Origin of the sequence: Flintibacter porci (genome assembly GCF_041925195.1) — a bacterium.
In the GTDB taxonomy this organism is placed as follows: Bacteria; Bacillota; Clostridia; order Oscillospirales; family Oscillospiraceae; genus Lawsonibacter; species Lawsonibacter porci.
In genome coordinates this window covers 1-19184 of sequence record NZ_JBHEVB010000007.1, presented here as the reverse complement: position 1 = coordinate 19184, position 19184 = coordinate 1, and the positions used below count along the sequence as shown (strand labels likewise).

Sequence of the window (19184 nt, the reverse complement as noted above, 5' to 3'; positions counted from 1 at the left end):
ATTATGTCAACAATTATGACATCAAAAGCAACGGGCTGTTACTTTTGTTACCACATTGTAACCAAATAGAGCCCCGGAAACAAGGGCAAAAATCACTATACTTTCCTTGTTTTACTTGTGCATTTTTTCTGTTCTACTGAAAAAAACGGCGATTTTTCATTTATTCCGGCATTTTTGTGTACTTTTTCCCCTTCTCATTTTTCACAACTCCACGCTATCTCCGTCCGCTCGGGTTTCCATAAAAACAGCTCCGCCGCAGCGGAGCTGTTAGAAATATATCTTCTTACTTCTTTCGGTTGTCGATCTTCTGCATCAGCGCCACCAGCAGGGCAATGACGCCCAGCACCACAAAGATACCCAGCATTCCCTGGCCCATCATCTCCAAGGCCAGGCCGATGTTTTCCATGTTCATATTCGTCTCCTCCTTACGCTCAGCCGATCATATGGGTGGCACAGTACTGCAGGATCACGCCGCCCGCCACAACCGAGGCGATCTGTCCGGATACGTTGGCAGCCACCGCGTGCATCAGCAGATGATTCTGGGGGTCGGCCTCCTGGCCCAGCTTTTCAATGACACGGGAGGACATGGGGAAGGCAGAGATGCCCGCCGCACCCACCATAGGATTGATCTTGTTCTTGGGAGTGAAGAGGTTGAGCACCTTCACAAACAGTACACCCACCACAGAATCCAGCACAAAGGCCACCAGGCCCAGCACCATGATGAGCAGCGTCTCAGGCTTTACAAATTGGTCCGCCTTCATAGAGAAGGAGATGGTGATGCCCAGCAGCAGAGTAATCAGGTTGGCCAGCTCATTCTGGGCGGTCTTAGACAGGGTGGTGAGCACTCCGCACTCCCGGATGAGATTGCCGAACATAAGGAAGCCCACCAGAGCCACCGAGGAGGGGGCTACCAGCCCAGCGATCACCGAGACGATAATGGGGAACAGGATGCGCAGCCACTTGGACACGCCCTGGGCCCGGTAGGGCATCCGCATGGCCCGGTCCTTCTTGGTGGTCACCAGCTTGATGGCAAAGGGCTGGATGATGGGTACCAAGGCCATATAGGAGTAGGCAGCCACCGCGATGGCTCCCACGTAGTTGGAGTGGAGCACCTGGGAGACCAGGATGGAGGTGGGGCCGTCGGCGGCACCGATGATGCCGATGGAAGCGGCATCCTTCATATCAAAGCCCAGGGCGGCGGCCAGGAGGATGGTGAGGAAAATGCCCGCCTGAGCGGCAGCGCCGCACAGGAAGAGCTTGGGGTTTGCCAGCAGGGGACCAAAGTCGATCATGGCTCCGATGCCGATGAACAGCAGGATGGGCATGGCCTCGCTGGCACTGATGCCAACCTCAAAGAGCCACTGGATAATGCCGTGGGTCTCCCCCACTCCGGCGGTCACTTGGTTGATCACGCCCGAAGTAGGCAGATTGACCAGGATAGCGCCAAACCCCATGGGCAAGAGCAGGGCGGGCTCAAAGCCTTTCTCAATGGCCAGCCAGATGAGCAATCCGCCCACAACATACATGACCAGCTGCTGCCAGGTGATGGACAGCAGGCTTTCCCACAAAAATTCCATGTGATTTCCTCCCTTGTTGATCTGCGCCGGCATTTTGGGGAGACAGTGCTCCGCACGGTAGAGTTTGCCCAGACGGGTAAGAAAAAAGACCTGCGTTCCGATTCGGAACGCAGGTCTGGTCATTTCAGGCAAAACCAGAGGGATGGCTCCCCCATGCTTGTTGGTCCTACCGCACAGCAGACGCTGTGCCGACTACTCCCCTTTGTGGTTTCATGGTAACATGGGAAAAAGCGGTTGTCAACCCCAATCCCCTGCCCTCTGTTAAAGAGCAGCCACAGCGGCCTCAATGGCCTCTTCTTCATCCCGCATGGCGGACAGGGTGAGATCCAGCAGCTTATCCAGATCCCAGCCCAGCATCTCAGCCCCCTGAGCGATCACATCTCGGGAGCAGCCGGCGGCAAACTTCTTATCCTTAAACTTCTTTTTCAGGGATTTGAGCTCCATATCGGACACACTCTTGGAGGGACGCATGAGAGCGGCGGCACCGATCAGTCCGGTCAGCTCGTCGCAGGCAAAGAGTACCTTCTCCATCTCGTGCTCTGGCTTGATGTCCACACAGTGGCCCCAACCGTGGCAGGCAGTGGCCCGGATGATGGCCTCATCCACGCCAGCCTCGCGCATCAGCTCCTGAGACTTGACACAGTGCTCCTCCGGCCACATCTCAAAATCCAGATCGTGGAGCAGGCCCACCTGGGACCAGAACTCCTTCTCCTCCCCGTAGCCCAGTTTTTGGGCAAACCAGCCCATCACATGCTCCACCGTAATGGCGTGGCGGAGGTGGAAGGGCTCCTTATTATACTGGGTCAGCAATGCCCAGGCCTGCTCTCTTGTCATCGTGATCTCCTCCCAAATGTGAAGATAGAGGTGTGAGCACTCCTCACACCTCTATCAGTGTAAACCAAATTCTCTTCTTGTCAATAGGCCACGACCACACCGCCGTCGTTGGCATAAACAGTGGTGATACCTCCCGCACCCACCACCAGGATCTCACCTACCTGGCACTTGGCAAGGATCTGCTCCTTGACCTTCTCTGCCCGCTCTTTGCAGTTGCAGTGGCAGATGACCAGAGTGCGGCCCACATGGTTGGGGTCGGAAGCGATCTTATCCACCAGCTTGCTCAGGGCCTGCTTCATGGACAGGGCCTGGCCCAGCTTGCAGATCTCGCCCTCAGGAGTAGCCCCCATAAACAGCTTGATTTTCAGCGCGCCGGTAACCACCGCCTGCAGCTTGGTCAGACGGCCATTCTTGCGCAGGTTTTCCAGCGTTTCCAGCACAAACATAGTCTGCATCTGATAGATATACTGCTCCACCTCCCGCACGACCTTTTTAAAGGGCATGCCGGACTGGGCCAGTTCCCGAATCTTCAGCGCCACCAGCACCTCACCCGCGGCCGCGGAGCAAGAGTTGAACACATGCACATTGACGCCGGGCTCGTCCTCTTCCAGCAGCACCCGAGCCTGTTCGGCGCTGTTGTGGGAACCGCTGAGCAAGGCGGACAAAGTAACCACATATACGTCCTCCACGCCGCACTGATAGGCATCCAGATAGGCCTGGGGAGAGGGGCAGGCGGTGGAAGGAGCCTGCTCACTCTGCTTCATAGACCAGAGCAGGTCGGCCTGGTCAAAGGTATCGTCATCCACAAAGGTACTGCCATTGGAGTGAATGGTCAGCGGCACCTTGACAAAGCAGGGATCTTTCAGCATCTGAGCGGTCAGGTCGCAGCAGCTGTCCACAACAATCTTAAAACTCATGTGTTTCATCTCCAAATGTGATTTTAAAAATCAGATTTTATTTACCATATCATAAAAGGAAGGGAATGTAAAGCGATTCCCCTCACAAATCGGGAAAAATTTAGAGGAACTTCTCCCCCGTCTCCTCCTCCAGCTCTTTGAGCAGCTTGCGGTCGGCCTTGCTGGTAAGATCCAGCTTGGCATACAGGTCGGGACGGCGGTGACGGGTACGTAGAATAGACTGCTTGCGCCGCCACTGGTCCACCTTGGCATGGTTGCCGGAGCGCAGGATGGCGGGCACAGTCCGGTCATGCCACACCTCAGGCCGTGAGTACTGGGGCGCCTCCAGCATACCGTTCCAGTGGCTCTCATTCTCATAGCAGGAGGGGTCGGAGAGCACACCGGGCACCAGCCGACAAACGGCATCGGCCACCGCCATGGCGGGAATTTCTCCGCCGGTGAGAACGAAGTCGCCGATGGAGATCTCCTCGTCCACACACTCCTCAATAAAGCGCTCGTCGATTCCCTCGTAGTGGCCGCAAACCAGGATCAAGCGCTCATAATCGTCCCGCAGCCGCCGGGCGTCGGCCTGATCAAAGGTCTTGCCTGCGGGAGACATATAAATGGTGTGGATCCGCTCCCCTGCCTCGTCGCAGATGTGCTTCCAGCACTGGTAGAGAGGATCGGCCTGCATCACAGCCCCCCGGCCTCCGCCGTAGGGGTAGTCGTCCACCTGCCGCTGTTTATTTAAGGTATAGTCCCGGATCTGGTGGCACTCAATGCGGATATAGCCCCGCTCCTGAGCCCGGCCCAGAATGGACTCACACAGCATATCCCCCACCACGTCGGGGAATAACGTCATAATATCGATACGGTACATAGGTCCTGCTCCATTTCTTCCTTATAGTCTTTCCTGATTATACGCAAGTCCTTCTGGTTTTTCAATGGATTTGTTTTATTTTTCCCTGTCTTTCTCCCCCTGTATCCCAGGCAGCATAGGCCGTCCCTCCCAGTCAAAGCTCCACACCAGATAGCGCTGTCCCTGCCGCTCCCGAACCTGCGCCAGGCAAAACAACGTGTTAAGTAAAATTGGTTTACAGGTCGAAAAAGGTATGGCCAGCTGCCGAATCGCTCCCTTCTCCCGGCTAAGCACCCCCTGCGCCCCCCTCAGGCATGCACGCACTACCCGGTCCTGGCAGAAATTCTCCGGATGGTCCTCCCTGTGCCACGCCTCCTGCACTCCATCTCTATCTGTAAAGGAATACACCATGACAGTCTTTCCGCCAATCAGCGGCCAGGCCCCTGCCTGCTGGAGCGTCTTCCTGGCCACCCGCCGCTCCAGATGCAGGCCGCCTCCCTGGGGGACCAGGGTTCCCAACAGAAATTCACCCTGTGGTCCGGTGCACCATACTTTATAAATTCCCTTGCCATCGTCGGGGCGCACCGCCTCCAGGTACACCCAGAGGTCCTCCTCCCGTACCCGTAAGGTCCCGCCGCCCGCCAGCGGCCACAGCTCCCCCAAAACGGCCCGCCCCCTCTCTCCCTCTATGTCTATGCGCGTCCTCCCAAATCCAACGCAAAATCTTTCCCTTGACAAACTGACTTTGCTCCGCTAAAATCTACCATAAGAAATGCGACGATGGGAAAAAAGACGGCGCGTGTCCCTCTTCAGAGAGCCGGTGGTTGGTGCGAACCGGTGTGCGGCCCCTCCGTGTATAACTGGTCCCTGAGCAGTCCGCCTGAACAACAGTAAGGTGGGACGGTTGGCTTCGTTATCAGCCGCGGCCTTGTTGGAGGCTTTGAGGGCCGTTCGGGCGACCGGCGGCTGAACCAGGGTGGTACCGCGTTAGTATAACGCCCCTGACTTGAAAAAGTCGGGGGCGTTTTTGATTTTCTCCCCCGCGGCACGATCCGCCCCCCCAACGCGGCGGAATCAGGAAAGGAGAGCAAGCATTATGAATCCCGGATACACAAAGTACATTCCCTTCCAGCCCCAGAAGATCGAGGGGCGCACCTGGCCTGACCATGTCATCACCAAAGCTCCTGTCTGGTGCTCGGTGGACCTGCGGGACGGCAACCAGGCTCTGGTGGACCCCATGAATCTTCAGGAAAAGCTGGAATATTTCCATACCCTGCTGGATATCGGCGTCAAAGAGATCGAGATCGGCTTCCCCTCCGCCAGCGAGACGGAATATGAGATCTGCCGTGAGCTCATCGAGGGCGGTCACATCCCCGATGACGTGACCATCCAGGTGCTGGTCCAGGCCCGTGAGCACCTCATCAAGAAGACTTTTGAAGCCATCAAGGGCGCCAAGAACGTCATCCTCCACTTCTACAACTCCACCTCCACCCTCCAGCGCAAGGTGGTCTTCCACATGGACATGGAGGGCATCACCAAGATCGCTACCGACGCGGCCGATCTCATCTACGAGATGTCCCAGCCCATGATCCAGGAGGGCATGAACCTGTGCTTTGAGTACTCCCCCGAGTCCTTCATGGGCACGGAGATGGACTACGCCGTGGATATCTGCCAGGCCGTGCTGGAGCACCTCCACGCCACCCCGGAGAACAAGGTCATCCTGAACCTGCCCACCACCGTGGAGAACTGCATGCCCAACCAGTTTGCCGACATGCTGGAGTACTTCTGCCGCAAACTCCCCTCCCGGGACTGCGCCATCATCTCCCTGCACCCCCACAACGACCGGGGCTGCGGCGTAGCCACCGCCGAGATGGGACTGCTGGCCGGCGCGGAGCGGGTGGAGGCCACTCTCTTCGGCAACGGCGAGCGCACCGGCAACGTGGACATGGTCACCCTGGCCATGAACATGTGGACCCAGGGCGTGGACCCTGAGCTGGACTTCTCCAACATCAACAAGATCAAGGACATGTACGAGCGCTGCACCAAGATGCCCGTGGGGGACCGGCAGCCCTACGCCGGCAAGCTGGTGTTCACCGCCTTCTCCGGCAGCCACCAGGACGCCATCAACAAGGGCACTCAGTATATGAAGGAGAGCGGCAGCGACTTCTGGGAGATCCCCTATCTGCCCATCGACCCCGCCGATGTGGGCCGGGAGTACGAGCCCATTATCCGCATCAACTCCCAGTCGGGCAAGGGCGGCGCCGCCTATATCATGGAGCACAACTTCGGCTTCGATCTGCCCAAGGCCATGCACCCGGAGTTTGGCCACATCGTTCAGGTAGAGACCGACGCGGTGGGCAAGGAGATCACTCCCGAGCGCATCAACGAGCTGTTCCACCAGGAATATGTGGACGTCAAGGAGCCCTACAAGCTGCTTAAGCACGCCTTCCAGGAGAGCGTGGACAACGAGGGCCACTCCCACGTCACCTTCTGGGGCACCCTCCAGCACACCGATACTATCTTTAAGGTATCCGGCGAGGGCAACGGCCCCATCGACGCCTTCTTCAACGCCATCAAGGGCGAGAAGATGGCTCGCTTCTCCTTCCTGGACTACTCCTCCCACGCCATCACCGACGGTTCCGACTCCCAGGGCGTGGCCTATATCCTGCTGAAGGACCAGCGGGATGGGAAAGAGTATTGGGGCGTGGGCCTGTCTCACAACATTAACCTGGCTCCTCTCCGCGCCATTCTGTCCGCCATTAACCGCGCCAAGCGGGAATAAATCACCTTCTTTTGCCCGGCCTGGAAATCTCCAGACCGGGCTTTATATTCTCTTAGCGCCTGGTTTTTATCTCTGTTTTCCCGGAAAAGCCCCAATTCTGATTCATTTTCTTCTCGTTAGTATCCAGATAAGGAATCTTAACCTCCTCTTAATATCTCGAAAGCCCGTACATGATTGACTTTTCACTGCTTTACGGTATACTTAAGATAAGAAACACCATCAGAGGAGGCGTCTTCCCATGCCAAGAACCCCAGAAGCCCCAAAATCTGCTCCCAAGGCTCCGGCCCGGATGTCCAAGAAGGACCCCCTTACCCGGGAGCAGGTCCGGGACATCAACGCCTGGTGGCGTGCAGCCAACTACCTGTCCGCCTGCCAGCTCTACTTACTGGACAACCCCCTGCTCCGGGAGCCCCTGCGCCCCGAGCACCTGAAGCGCTCCATTGTGGGCCACTGGGGCACCTGTCCGGGGCAGAACTTTATCTATACCCATCTCAATCGAGCCATTGTCAAATATGATCTCGATATGATCTATATCTCCGGACCCGGTCATGGCGGCAATGCTATCGTCGCTCAGGACTACCTGGACGGCTCTTACAGTGAGATCTATCCCAACATCAGCCAGGATACGGAGGGAATGAAGAAGCTCTTCAAGCAGTTCTCCTTCCCCGGCGGCATCCCCAGCACCGCCTCCCCCGAGACCCCCGGCTCCATCAATGACGGGGGCGAACTGGGCTACTCTCTGGCCCACGCCTTCGGCGCGGTCATGGACAACCCCGACCTCATCGCTGCCTGCGTGGTGGGCGACGGCGAGGCGGAGACCGGCCCTCTGGCTACTTCCTGGCACTCCAACAAGTTTTTGAATCCCATTACCGACGGCGCCGTGCTGCCCATCCTCCATCTCAACGGCTTCAAGATCTCCAACCCCAGCGTATTCTCCCGTCTTACCCGGGAGGAGACCGAGATGTTCTTCAAGGGCTGCGGCTGGGAGCCCCGCTTTGTGGAGGGGGACGATCCCAAGCAGATGCACCAGAAGATGGCTGCCGCCATGGATTGGGCGGTGCGTGAGATCCAGCGCATCCAGGAGTACGCCCGCAGCAGCGGCAGTGTGGAGCGCCCCCGCTGGCCCATGATCGTTTTCCGCTCCCCCAAGGGGTGGACCGGTCCTGCCCAGGTGGATGGCAAACCCTCTGAGGGCAGCTGGCGTGCCCACCAGATCCCCATTCCCGTATGGGACGGCAAGCCCGGCCGCCTGGAGGAGCTGGAGGCATGGCTGCGCAGCTACCATCCCGAGGAGCTCTTTGACGAGCACGGCGCTCTTATTCCCCGCCTGCAGGAGCTGGCCCCTAAGGGAGATCGGCGGATGGGAGCCAACCCCCATGCCAACGGCGGCCTGCTGCTGCGGGACCTGCGCACCCCCGATTTCCGTGAATACGGTGTGGCGGTGCCCCAGCCCGGTGCGGTGGAGGCTCAGGACACCCAGGTGCTGGGCGGCTACGTGCGGGATCTCATCAAACGCAATCTGAAATCCCGGAACTTCCGGGTCTTCGGCCCTGACGTCACCTCCTCCAACCAGCTCTCCGCCATGCTCCAGGCCACCGGCCGGCGCTGGACTGACCAGGACCAGGAGGATTTGAGCAACCATCTGGACCAGGACGGCCGTGTGATGGACTCCATGCTCTCCGAGCATATGTGCCAGGGCTGGCTAGAGGGCTATCTGCTCACCGGACGCCACGGCTTCTTCACCTGCTATGAGGCCTTTATCCGCATCGTGGACTCCATGGTGGCTCAGCACGCCAAGTGGCTGAAGGTGTGCCGTCAGCTCCCCTGGCGGCAGAAGATCGCCTCCCTCAACTATGTGCTCTCCTCCAACGTCTGGCAGCAGGACCACAACGGCTACACCCACCAGGACCCCGGCTTTCTGGACCACGTGGCTAACAAGAAAGCCGATGTGGTGCGCCTCTACCTGCCCCCCGATGCCAACTGCCTGCTCAGCTGCTTTGACCACTGCATCAAAAGCCGCAACTACATCAACGTCATTGTGGCCTCCAAGCACCCCCGGCCTCAGTGGCTCACCATGGACCAGGCGGTGAAGCACTGCACCCAGGGCATCGGCATCTGGCAGTGGGCCTCCAACGACCGGGGCGTGGAGCCTGACGTGATCATGGCCTGCTGCGGTGATACCCCCACGCTGGAGACTCTGGCGGCGGTGACCATCCTGCACCACTACCTGCCTCAGCTGAAGATCCGGGTAGTCAATGTGGTGGACCTGATGAAGCTCCAGCCCCACACCGAGCACCCCCACGGCCTCACCGACGAGGACTACGATGCCATCTTTACCAAGGACAAGCCCATCATCTTCGCCTTCCACGGCTATCCCACCCTGGTCCACGAGCTCACCTACCGCCGCCACAACAAGAATCTCCACGTGCGCGGCTATAAGGAAGAAGGCACCATCACCACTCCCTTCGACATGCGGGTCCAAAATGATATCGACCGCTTTGATCTGGTCATTGACACGGTGATGCGCCTGCCCCAGCTGGGCAACAGCGCCGCCTATCTCATCCAGGAGATGAAGGACAAGCTCATTGAGCACCACCAGTACATCACCACCCGCGGCCAGGACATGCCCGAGATCCGCAACTGGGCCTGGAACGAGGGCAAAGGGATCTATCCGGATTAAACGAAAAATTTCTCTCTGCTTGGAATATTTCCCTCCGACAGCGGTCATACTGGACATCGAGGTGATGTACCATGGACTACCGCGACATGTACGCCTTGTTCCGCCGCGAGCCGGAGGCCAAGCGCTTCTTTGACGCTCTGCCTGACTACGTCCAGGACCAGCTGCGCATCCGGCCCAACGGGATCAAAAATTTGGAAGGTCTCAAGGACTATGCCCACCGCTGTCTGCACGGTGAGCGCGTTTAAGGAGGAATTGAACATGTCCAAGAAGGAGAAGAAGCCCCGCATGATCCCCGACGTTCCCGCCACTCCTATCCCCGGCGAGCCGGGCAAGAAGCGGAGCAACTTTGACCCCACCCCCAGATCCAAAGTCTAACAAAAAGCACAAACAGCGCCCCGGCGAACTTCGCCGGGGCGCTGTTTTATCCGCTTAATTCGATGGCATGCACATCGATTCCTCTTATGATGGCATTGGAATAGCGCTGTGTGGCATTGTTTTTCGCAAAACTCATGGTATACACACCCTGGTAGGTCAGCTCTCCCCCCTGCCACACGGTCAGACGGTAACTTGTATCTTCCCAGGAAAGACTGTTCCGCTCCAGCAGGGCCAGTCTCTGACCGTCCCAGTGGGCAAGCTGTTCTTTGCCTGAGTCATCCCACTGTTCATCCTCCGGCATCTGTAAGGCATGCGCCAAGGCATACTCTTTCCCATCCCAGGTGAGCAGAATCAGCTGATGATCGTTGAAGAAGAGCAGCATGTGGTCCTCCCCCTCCAGCGGATCGACCATATAGCCATTGCTGCCCATTTGACCCAGTTCCAGCCGCTGGAGCAGCTGCCGTCCATCGCTGCTGAGGACATTGAGATACCACGTTTCCCCCGCTACCGTGTACAGTAGCAAGTTTCCCTTTTCATTTGCAAAAAGGTTCACGGTCCGCTCTCCCTGGGGCACTTGATAGACGGTCTGTACCTGATCCATCTTCAGGTCCGCCCATCCGCTGGCCTCATTCTCAAGGAAAGGAACAAAGTACACTCCATATCCTCCCTGGATATGGCTCAGGTCCATCTGGACCATCCCATTCTTTGCCTCATCCTCCGAGACATGACTGTCCAGAATATAGTAGTATCCTCCATCGCCCTGAGCTACCGCTGTATTGAGTTCCAACCAGGATTGCGTATCACAGTATAACTCAATCACCTCGCCCATCTCATTGGTAGTGATGGTGTAGGTCACCTGAACTTGAGAAGGGATGGGGATGCTGAAAAAGCGTTGGAATGCCTCCTGTACTTTCAGCCACTGCTCCTTATATTCCTCGTACCCATAGTATCGATAGTCGCTCAGAAAGATAGGATAGTAGGAATAATACTCTGCCAAATACACCGTTTTGGATTTAGTCTCATTGGGACCCATGGTTTTAGCCAGATCAATGGCCGGTCTGGTCAGTATACCACCGTTTCCCCAGTCTTCCCTCTCCAGATCGATCCTCATATCTGAGGACATGCCGCCGCCAAAAGAGGGCATGGACATCTCAGGCGGGTAATCATGAAATTCGTAGAAATTCAGAACTTTCTGCGAAAAACGAAATTCACTTGTGGCTTCCGCCGCATTTGCGGCAGGAAACTTGGTATCCCAGAACAGCTGATTAAACATCTGATTATGGACCGTAATGGTCAGCCCCTGGGCGGCGGCGGGATCCCCCTGCAGGGTAGTCTGAGTCACTTCTACCGCCTCGTTATCCTTGCTCACCCAAACGGACATCCCAGCCAGACCACCCACAGCCAGACAAATCAGCAGCAGGAACAGCAGAAAACTCTTTTTCATGGCTCCTCCTCTCCCGTCAGATCTTTCAGAGCCTGAACCACCCGGTCCGCTTTATAGCGGTAGGTCTCCTTGACAAAGTCCATCAGGGTCTTGCCCTGCTCCTCCAGCTCCAGGGTAGTCACATCTCCCACCAGCTTGCCCTTTTGCAGCAGCAGCGCCCGACCGATAAAATGCTCCACCTCCTCCAGCAGATGAGTTGAGAGCAGCACCGTCTCATTGGGCTCCAGAATTCCCAGCAGCACCTTATAAAAGTCTTCCCGGTTAAATACGTCGTTGCCTGCGAAGGGTTCGTCCATCAGAATATAGTCCGCTCCCTGGCTCAGGGCCAAAATTACTTCCAGCTGGTTTTTCTGCCCGGTGGAAAAAGAGCGGGCGGGTTTATGGGCGGGCAGTTCGAAGAAATCCAGCAGCGCTCGGAACCGTTTGTCCCGGAAGTTTGGGAAATGCTCCTGATAAAACTGCCGGTGGCTCTCCGGACTGAGATTGGGAAAGAAGGAGTGCTCGCAGGTGGCAAAGGAGAGCCGGGTAATATTTTTCGGGGTGATGGGCTCTCCGTCCAGGGTGATGGTACCCTTATATGGGATAAAGCCAAAGACACACTTCATCAGGGTCGTTTTTCCTGCGCCATTCTCGCCAAACAATCCTACGATCTCACCCTGTGGGATCTTCAGGTCCACCCCGTCCAGAGCTGTCTTGCTTCCGTATTGCTTGATTACTTGCTTCAACTCCAACATAGCGCTCATCTCCCTACCAGCGCGCTCCAAAAGCGCGTCCACTGTCCCGGCACCAGACAAGATGCCGGCGTACACTTCATATAGATCAGGTAACATACCGCTGTGGTCACTGCCGTCAGTACCAGGCATATCCCCACACCTATCAGCGGCAGCGTCCAGCACCGACGGGCATATTCTCTGGGGTCCGGCAGACGGCGCATGAGATAGATGCTCATGCTGCCCTGACGGTGGTAGGCCTGGAACCAAAATCCTTTTGCTACCAGCAAACCGATCAGAATCAGGAACCCTGCCGGCACAAACCGGAACACTTGGCCAAAGTCAGCCATCCGGGAGTCGAGAAGCAAAATCCGTTTTCCGTTCTTCGTCGTATACAGATCAGAAAGCGCCATGGCATATGCTCCCATATAAGCCACTACCGCCCAAAGTGCGGACAGAAACAGCCCCAGCATCAGGTTGACCCGCTCCCGCTCTGCAGAAATTCCAAGGGGGATCCGTGGCTTTAGCCAGCGCTCAAATTTAATTGTCCAGTCTCTCATAGGGCTCCCCCTCCCCATTATCCTCACTGTCCCACACGGTCATCCGGGCAACGGCCGCCGCTGCAAAGCAAAATGCCACGACAAAAAAGCCTGCGTCTCCGTCCAGGTTGGAAACTCCGGTTCCTCCAAATCCAGACCAAAAAAGGACTAAAATCAGGCCTATGGATGCCATAGGTGCTCGGCCAAGGCGTCGCAGTCTTGCTCCGCTGGCAGCGCACAGACCCAGCGCCGCCATCATACATGTATTGGTGACCCACCGTGCCCAGCCAGCCAGAGGCAGCATACTAAAAAAGAACGGCGTGCGATAGATACTGAGAAGCACCGTCTGCTCCGTCACCTGCTCTGCCGGCAGGTTCTGTCGGTACAGCAGACACATGACCAGAACCAAAGCAGCCTGGAAGGCCCACAGCAGCAAGAAGGACAGCGTACCGTACAGGCCATAAAGCAAGTTTCCTTGCCTGCGGCTGATTCCCAGACGGTCCAGGGTATAGTCTCTCCACTGTCCGGCTGTAAGGATCAAAATCAAGCTCAGCAGCACCAGAGCCGCAATCCAAACCCAATGCAAATGGGTGTTTTCCGCTATCTCATCAACGGGCAGGGAGTACATGGAATAGATCTCTTCTCCATTCTCTCCGATCGCCACGACTCCACTGAATCGCTTCTCCATTTTCAGGACAAACAGCGCCAGTTCCACCACTGCCATCACCACAAACAGAGCCAATTCTTTATATAAGGTACTGCGGGCCATCAGGGATAAATAAGATCGACAGGTTCTCATAGTTCTCCTCCTTCCCGGTCCCACAGCCGGGCCACCAATTCCAGGGCCTCCTCCTTGGAGCTACCCGTCTCCTTCAGTGCCGCCACCAGTACGGCGATCTCGCCTTCCAACAGCTTGGTCCGCACGTCCCGCACCTTCCTTTCGTCCAGCGTCAGCACACTTTTTGCTCCGGAGCGGGACTCCATCAGTCCCTCCTCCTCCAACAGCCGGTAGGCCTTCTGCACCGTGTTGGGGTTGACCCCCAGCATAGCGGACAGGGTACGGCGGGAGGGCAGCTCCTCCTGGTCCCGAGCCGTTCCGGCAGCCACGGAGCGCTCTACAAAGCGCATGATCTGCAAATAGATGGGTACTCCCTCTTCCATGCGGAAGGAATCAAAGGCAAGCAAGGTCCTCCCTCCTTTCAACCGTATTATATGACTAATACACTTTCTAAGTGTATTATACAAGTAACACACTTTACTGTCAATCTCTTTTGTGCGATTTTCCATCTTATCCTTGTACATCTATCCCCCTTTTTGTGGTTTTTCTCTTGTCACCTGGAATAAAACGCGGTATCTTTAAAGGGAACTAGAAACTGGAGGAATCACCATGGCGACCCTGAAAGAATTAGCTGACCGTACCGGCTGCTCTCCGGCGGCCATCTCCCGCATCCTCAACGCGGACCCCACCCTCTCTGTTAGCGAGGAGACCCGCCGCCGCGTTCTGGAAGAGGCCGGACGCTTGAATTACTCCGCCTCCAAGAGCCGACGGGGCCGGGCTCCCAAGCCGCTGATGCGCGTGGGACTGGCCGAAATGCTCTCCAGCTCCCGCCAGCTGGATGACCCTTACTTCCTCTACCTGGGCAACCACGTGCGCCAGGGCTGTCAGGAGCGGAAATATGCCTGTGTCCCCCTGGAGCACCGGGAGGGCGGTTTTCTCCTGCCTGAAGGCGAGACGGTGGACGGCATCGTGGCCATCGGCTACTTCCCGCCCGAACAGATCCAGGCTCTGGAGACCATTTCCAAACATCTGGTCTTTCTTGACTTCTCCCCGGACGAGATTCGCTATGACTCGGTGGAGCTGGGCTACGAGCTAGGTATCCGTCTGGCTCTGGAGGCCCTCACCGCTCTGGGCCACCGCCGCCTGGCCTTTGCAGGCCCTGCGGACCGGCCTTACGGCCAGCTGGGACCGGAGCCCCGGTACCAGGCTTTTCTCCAGCTCACCGCGCCTCAGCCCCAGCTGAGCTGCCAGGTGGTCTCCTGCCCCATGCAGGGCCGGGCCATCGAGCCCAACCTCACCGACCTGCTCTCCCACCCCCAGGACCGCCCTACCGCCCTGCTGTGTGCCAACGAAGAAATCGCCCTGGCCGCCGTGCGCGCGGCCGAGCATCTGGGCCTGGACATTCCGGGCGACCTTTCGGTAGTCTCCTTCAATGACACGCCCCGTTCCGCTCTGGTGCGCCCTGCCCTTACCTCTGTATCCGTCCACACCCAGGAAATGGCCAACGCCGCCCTGCGTCTGCTGGCCGAACGGGTGCTTGGCAGTGTCCCTGCCCCCCGCACTTGGCCGCAAAAAGTGGTCGTCCCCCCCTCCCTCTCTCTGCGGGAGAGTACCGGTCCGTCTAACTGCCGAAATTCAACATAAATTCTTATGCAAACTGCCAGATTGAATTTTTAGTAAAAAATAAATATACTAGGTACAACAAAATATAAATGAGGTGACCACCATGCGAACTTGTGAATCTTTGCGCCGTTCCCTGTCCGCCGGAGAGTGTGACCAGATCCTTGCCAGCCTGTATGCCCTGGATGGCGCGGACAGCAGTCTGGCTGCCGCCCGCGCCCGCGCTCTGCGGGCGGTGGAGGAGTTCCAGTCCGCTTTCTCCCCCGCCGAAGATACCGCTGCCGCTCTGTTCAGCGGCCCCGGCCGCACCGAGATCGGCGGCAACCACACCGACCATCAGCACGGCCATGTGCTGTGCGGCAGCGTGGATCTGGACATGATCTGCTGCGCCGCTCCCAACGGCCTGAATGTCATTCGCATCATCTCCGAGGGCTACCCCGCCCTGGAGGTAGAACTGGACCAGCTGCTCCCCCGCCCCGAGGAGCGCAACACCTCCGCCGCTCTGGTGCGGGGCGTGGCGGCCAAGATCCAGGAGCTGGGCCACAAGGTGGGCGGTTTTGACGCCTGGGCCACCTCCAGCGTGCTGTCCGGTTCTGGCCTGTCCTCCTCCGCCGCTTACGAGGTGCTGGTGGGCAACATCGTCAACCACTTCTTCTGCGAGGGCGCCCTTACCCCCATTCAGATCGCCAAGATCGGCCAGTACGCCGAGAACGTCTATTTCGGCAAGCCCTGCGGCCTGATGGACCAGATGGGTTCCTCCGTGGGCGGCGCGGTGGCCATTGACTTCGCCGACCCCACCGCCCCTGTGGTGCGGAAGGTGGACTACGACTTCTCCAAGTCTGGCCACGCCCTGTGCATTGTGGACACCGGCTCCTGCCATGCCGACCTCACCGACGACTACGCCGAAATTACCCAGGAAATGGGCGCCGTGGCCGCCCACTTCGGCAAACAGTTCCTGCGGGACGTGCCCGAGGAGCAGTTCCGCGCGGAGCTTCCCTCCCTGCGGGTACGCTGCGGCGACCGTGCCGTGCTGCGGGCGCTCCACTTCTATGACGACGACCGCCGTGCCGTAGAAGAGGCCGATGCCCTGGAGGCGGGCGACTTTGACCGCTTCCTGGCTCTGGTGAATGCCTCCGGCATCTCCTCTTCCCTGTATCTCCAGAATACCTGGTCCATCGCCGATCCCAAGCAGCAGGCCATCCCCATGGCTCTGGCCATCGGCCAGGAACTGCTGGAGGGCACCGGCGCTATCCGAGTCCACGGCGGCGGCTTTGCCGGCACCATCCAGGCTTTTGTTCCCGTGGAGAAGCTGACCGCCTTTAAGAGCGGCATGGAGAAGCTGCTGGGCACCGGCATGTGCCATATCCTCCACATCCGTCCTCAGGGCGGCTGCGTCATTCTGGCTTAACAAATCAGAAAGGAAGCACAAGAACATGGCTATTCTTGTTTTGGGCGGAGCCGGCTACATTGGCTCCCATACCGTTTATGAACTCATTGACGCCGGCCGGGACGTGGTGGTGGCCGACAACCTGCTCACCGGTTTTCGTGCCGCGGTCCATCCCAAGGCCCGCTTCTATCAACTGGACATCCGGGACCGCAGCGCCCTGGATGAGCTGTTCACCAAGGAGAAAATCGAAGGCGTGATCCACTTTGCCGCCTCCTCCCAGGTGGGCGAGTCCATGTCCGATCCTCTCAAGTACTATGACAACAACCTCCACGGAACCATGGTGCTTCTCCAGGCCATGGTGGCCCACGGAGTGGACAAGATCGTCTTCTCCTCCACCGCCGCCACCTATGGTGAGCCTGAGCGGGTGCCCATTCTGGAGACCGACCGCACCGATCCCACCAACTGCTACGGCGAGACCAAGCTGGCTATGGAGCACATGATGCGCTGGGTCTCCCGGGCTCACGGTCTGAAGTATGTGGCTCTGCGCTACTTCAACGCCTGCGGCGCCCACCCCTCCGGCGCCATCGGTGAGGCTCACAACCCTGAGACCCACCTCATTCCCCTGATCCTTCAGGTGCCCAACGGCCAGCGGGAGAAGATCTCCATCTTCGGCGACGACTATCCCACCAAGGACGGCACCTGCATCCGGGACTACATCCATGTCTCCGACCTGGCCCAGGCCCACATTCTGGCTCTGGACCACCTGCTCCAGGGCGGCGAGAGCGATGTGTTCAACCTGGGCAATGGCGTGGGCTTCACGGTAAAGGAAGTTATCGACGTGGCCCGCGCGGTCACCGGCCACCCCATCCCCGCCGAGACCTGCCCCCGCCGGGCCGGCGACCCCGCTCAGCTCATCGCCTCCTCCAAGAAGGCGGTGGAGCAGCTGGGCTGGAAACCTAAGTACAATGACCTGAACACCATTATTGCTTCTGCCTGGAAGTGGCACAGTGCCCACCCCAGAGGCTATGAGGAGGCTTAATTATGATCGACTACGCCATTGAAAAACTGCTTGCCTATGCTCTGGAAAAAGAGCTGATCCAGCCCTGTGAGAAGCTGTGGGCTCTGAATACCCTGCTGGAGGTGCTGGAGCTGGACAGCTACACCCCCTCCGGCAAGGAAGTGGGTGAGGTAGACCTGCCCGCCGTGCTGGACGAGCTGATGGACGATGCTTACGCCCGGGGCGTGATGAAGGAGAACTCCATCGTCTACCGCGACCTGTTTGACACCAAGATCATGGGCGCTCTCACTCCCCGCCCTGCCCAGGTCATTGAGAAGTTCCAGGCTCTGCGTGCGGAAGACCCCCAGAAGGCCACCAACTGGTACTATCAGTTCAGCCAGGACACCAACTACATCCGCCGGGACCGCATTGCCAAGGACATGCAGTGGAAAGCTCCCACCGAGTACGGTGAGCTGGACATCACCATCAACCTGTCCAAGCCCGAGAAGGACCCCAAGGCCATTGCCGCCGCTCGGAACCTGCCCGCCTCCGCCTATCCCCGCTGCCAGCTGTGCGCGGAGAATGAGGGCTATGCCGGCCGGGTGAACCATCCCGCCCGTCAGAACCACCGCATCGTGCCCATCACCATCAACGGCTCTCCCTGGTTCTTGCAGTACTCCCCCTATGTGTACTACAACGAGCACTGCATCTGCCTCAACAGCGAGCACACTCCCATGAAGATCGACAAGGCCTGCTTCGGCAAGCTCCTGGACTTTGTGGGCCAGTTCCCCCACTACTTCGTGGGCTCCAACGCCGACTTGCCCATCGTGGGCGGCTCCATCCTGGCCCACGACCACTTCCAGGGCGGCCGGTACACCTTCGCCATGGCCAAGGCTCCCGTAGAGACCCCCTTCACCTTCCCCGGCTATGAGGACGTACAGGCCGGCATCGTGAAGTGGCCCATGTCTGTGGTGCGCCTGACCTGCGCCGATCCTCAGCGGCTCATCGACCTGGCCGACCACATCCTCACCGCCTGGCGCGGCTACACCGACGAGAAGGCCCTGATCCTGGCCGAGACCGACGGCGAGCCCCACAACACCATTACTCCCATTGCCCGCCGCCGTGGCGAGGACTATGAGCTGGACCTGGTGCTGCGCAACAACCTGACTACCGAGGAGCACCCCCTGGGCGTGTATCACCCCCATGCGGAGCTGCACCACATCAAGAAGGAGAACATTGGCCTCATCGAGGTCATGGGTCTGGCTGTCCTGCCCGCCCGTCTGAAGACGGAACTGGCCGCCGTGGCCGAGAAGCTGGCCAAGGGCGAGGACCTGCGTGCCGATCCCCTCACCGCCTCTCACGCTGACTGGGCTGAGGGCTTTAAGGGCAAGTATGAGATCACCGCCGATAACGCCCTGGACGTGGTCCAGAAGGAGACCGGTCTGGTGTTTGCCCAGGTGCTGGAGCACGCCGGCGTCTACAAGCGCAACGCCGAGGGCAAGGAGGCCTTCCTCCGCTTCCTGAACGCTCTGTAAAGGAACATTGCCTGCCACTTATTTTTCATTAGAAAACCCGGCTGGGAGACTATGAACAGGTCCATTAAAAACGGACAATAGACAAAACACCCCCTAATGTAGGAAAATAAAAGTAACTACATTAGGGGGTATTATCATGGGCAAAAGAAGCTATACGCACACACAGATATT

18 protein-coding genes and 1 other annotated feature are annotated in these 19184 nt (G+C 58.2%); of the genes, 7 read left to right on the top strand and 11 right to left on the bottom strand.

Annotation, left to right across the window (positions count from 1 at the left end; genetic code table 11):
- Positions 1-283 precede the first annotated feature (283 nt).
- From ACEVJL_RS08900 to ACEVJL_RS08875, 6 genes are all read right to left on the bottom strand, one after another.
- Complete coding sequence (locus ACEVJL_RS08900; RefSeq protein ID WP_008980554.1) at positions 284-412, bottom strand: OadG-related small transporter subunit; 129 nt, start codon at positions 410-412, stop codon at positions 284-286.
- Positions 413-431: 19 nt separating this feature from the next.
- Positions 432-1577 (bottom strand): sodium ion-translocating decarboxylase subunit beta, encoded by a 1146-nt coding sequence (locus ACEVJL_RS08895; protein ID WP_374737524.1) that lies wholly within the window; start codon positions 1575-1577, stop codon positions 432-434.
- A gap of 261 nt (positions 1578-1838) precedes the next feature.
- Positions 1839-2411: a hydrolase gene (locus tag ACEVJL_RS08890; RefSeq protein WP_110440682.1), complete on the bottom strand. Its 573-nt coding sequence runs from the start codon at positions 2409-2411 to the stop codon at positions 1839-1841.
- Positions 2412-2491: 80 nt separating this feature from the next.
- Positions 2492-3328: a DegV family protein gene (locus tag ACEVJL_RS08885; RefSeq protein ID WP_110440683.1), complete on the bottom strand. Its 837-nt coding sequence runs from the start codon at positions 3326-3328 to the stop codon at positions 2492-2494.
- Positions 3329-3428: 100 nt separating this feature from the next.
- Entirely contained in the window at positions 3429-4187 is a 759-nt protein-coding gene (trmD, locus tag ACEVJL_RS08880; protein WP_374737522.1) for a tRNA (guanosine(37)-N1)-methyltransferase TrmD, read from the bottom strand.
- A 75-nt stretch (positions 4188-4262) separates the two neighbouring features.
- Complete coding sequence (locus tag ACEVJL_RS08875) at positions 4263-4829, bottom strand: hypothetical protein (RefSeq protein WP_374737520.1); 567 nt, start codon at positions 4827-4829, stop codon at positions 4263-4265.
- A gap of 105 nt (positions 4830-4934) precedes the next feature.
- Positions 4935-5172, top strand: a binding site (T-box leader).
- Between the two features lie 90 nt (positions 5173-5262).
- Between ACEVJL_RS08875 and leuA the strand changes: the two genes are divergently transcribed.
- The 3 genes from leuA to ACEVJL_RS08860 all read left to right on the top strand — a co-directional run bounded on the left by leuA (position 5263) and on the right by ACEVJL_RS08860 (position 9873).
- Entirely contained in the window at positions 5263-6948 is a 1686-nt protein-coding gene (leuA, locus tag ACEVJL_RS08870) for a 2-isopropylmalate synthase (protein ID WP_374737518.1), read from the top strand.
- 289 nt (positions 6949-7237) lie between these two features.
- Complete coding sequence (locus tag ACEVJL_RS08865; protein WP_374737737.1) at positions 7238-9628, top strand: phosphoketolase family protein; 2391 nt, start codon at positions 7238-7240, stop codon at positions 9626-9628.
- Between the two features lie 71 nt (positions 9629-9699).
- Complete coding sequence (locus ACEVJL_RS08860) at positions 9700-9873, top strand: hypothetical protein (RefSeq protein ID WP_008980546.1); 174 nt, start codon at positions 9700-9702, stop codon at positions 9871-9873.
- Between the two features lie 176 nt (positions 9874-10049).
- On the opposite strand, the gene ACEVJL_RS08855 is transcribed toward ACEVJL_RS08860, so the two are convergent.
- From ACEVJL_RS08855 to ACEVJL_RS08835, 5 genes are read right to left on the bottom strand one after another with little or no spacing between them, the layout of a single operon-like run.
- A complete protein-coding gene (locus tag ACEVJL_RS08855) occupies positions 10050-11447 on the bottom strand; it encodes a hypothetical protein (protein WP_374737516.1) in 1398 nt (465 codons plus the stop codon).
- Positions 11444-12181, bottom strand: a complete 738-nt coding sequence (locus ACEVJL_RS08850; RefSeq protein ID WP_008980543.1) for an ABC transporter ATP-binding protein — start codon at positions 12179-12181, stop codon at positions 11444-11446. Before ACEVJL_RS08850 ends, ACEVJL_RS08855 begins: the two co-directional genes overlap by 4 nt.
- 5 nt (positions 12182-12186) lie before the next feature.
- Positions 12187-12717 (bottom strand): hypothetical protein, encoded by a 531-nt coding sequence (locus tag ACEVJL_RS08845; protein ID WP_374737515.1) that lies wholly within the window; start codon positions 12715-12717, stop codon positions 12187-12189.
- Positions 12698-13495: a hypothetical protein gene (locus ACEVJL_RS08840; RefSeq protein ID WP_374737514.1), complete on the bottom strand. Its 798-nt coding sequence runs from the start codon at positions 13493-13495 to the stop codon at positions 12698-12700. The genes ACEVJL_RS08845 and ACEVJL_RS08840 overlap by 20 nt, the downstream gene beginning before the upstream one ends.
- Entirely contained in the window at positions 13492-13881 is a 390-nt protein-coding gene (locus tag ACEVJL_RS08835) for a GntR family transcriptional regulator (protein ID WP_235398647.1), read from the bottom strand. The genes ACEVJL_RS08840 and ACEVJL_RS08835 overlap by 4 nt, the downstream gene beginning before the upstream one ends.
- Positions 13882-14083: 202 nt before the next feature.
- Here ACEVJL_RS08835 and ACEVJL_RS08830 point away from each other — a divergent pair, with 202 nt between their 5' ends.
- The 4 genes from ACEVJL_RS08830 to galT all read left to right on the top strand — a co-directional run bounded on the left by ACEVJL_RS08830 (position 14084) and on the right by galT (position 19013).
- Positions 14084-15118 carry a LacI family DNA-binding transcriptional regulator gene (locus tag ACEVJL_RS08830; protein ID WP_374737511.1) on the top strand — a complete coding sequence of 345 codons (1035 nt, stop codon included), beginning with the start codon at positions 14084-14086 and terminating at the stop codon, positions 15116-15118.
- Between the two features lie 82 nt (positions 15119-15200).
- Positions 15201-16502, top strand: a complete 1302-nt coding sequence (locus tag ACEVJL_RS08825) for a galactokinase (RefSeq protein WP_235398649.1) — start codon at positions 15201-15203, stop codon at positions 16500-16502.
- Positions 16503-16527: 25 nt separating this feature from the next.
- Complete coding sequence (galE, locus tag ACEVJL_RS08820) at positions 16528-17520, top strand: UDP-glucose 4-epimerase GalE (protein WP_008980537.1); 993 nt, start codon at positions 16528-16530, stop codon at positions 17518-17520.
- Between the two features lie 2 nt (positions 17521-17522).
- Entirely contained in the window at positions 17523-19013 is a 1491-nt protein-coding gene (gene galT, locus ACEVJL_RS08815) for a UDP-glucose--hexose-1-phosphate uridylyltransferase (protein ID WP_302668590.1), read from the top strand.
- Positions 19014-19184: the final 171 nt, after the last annotated feature.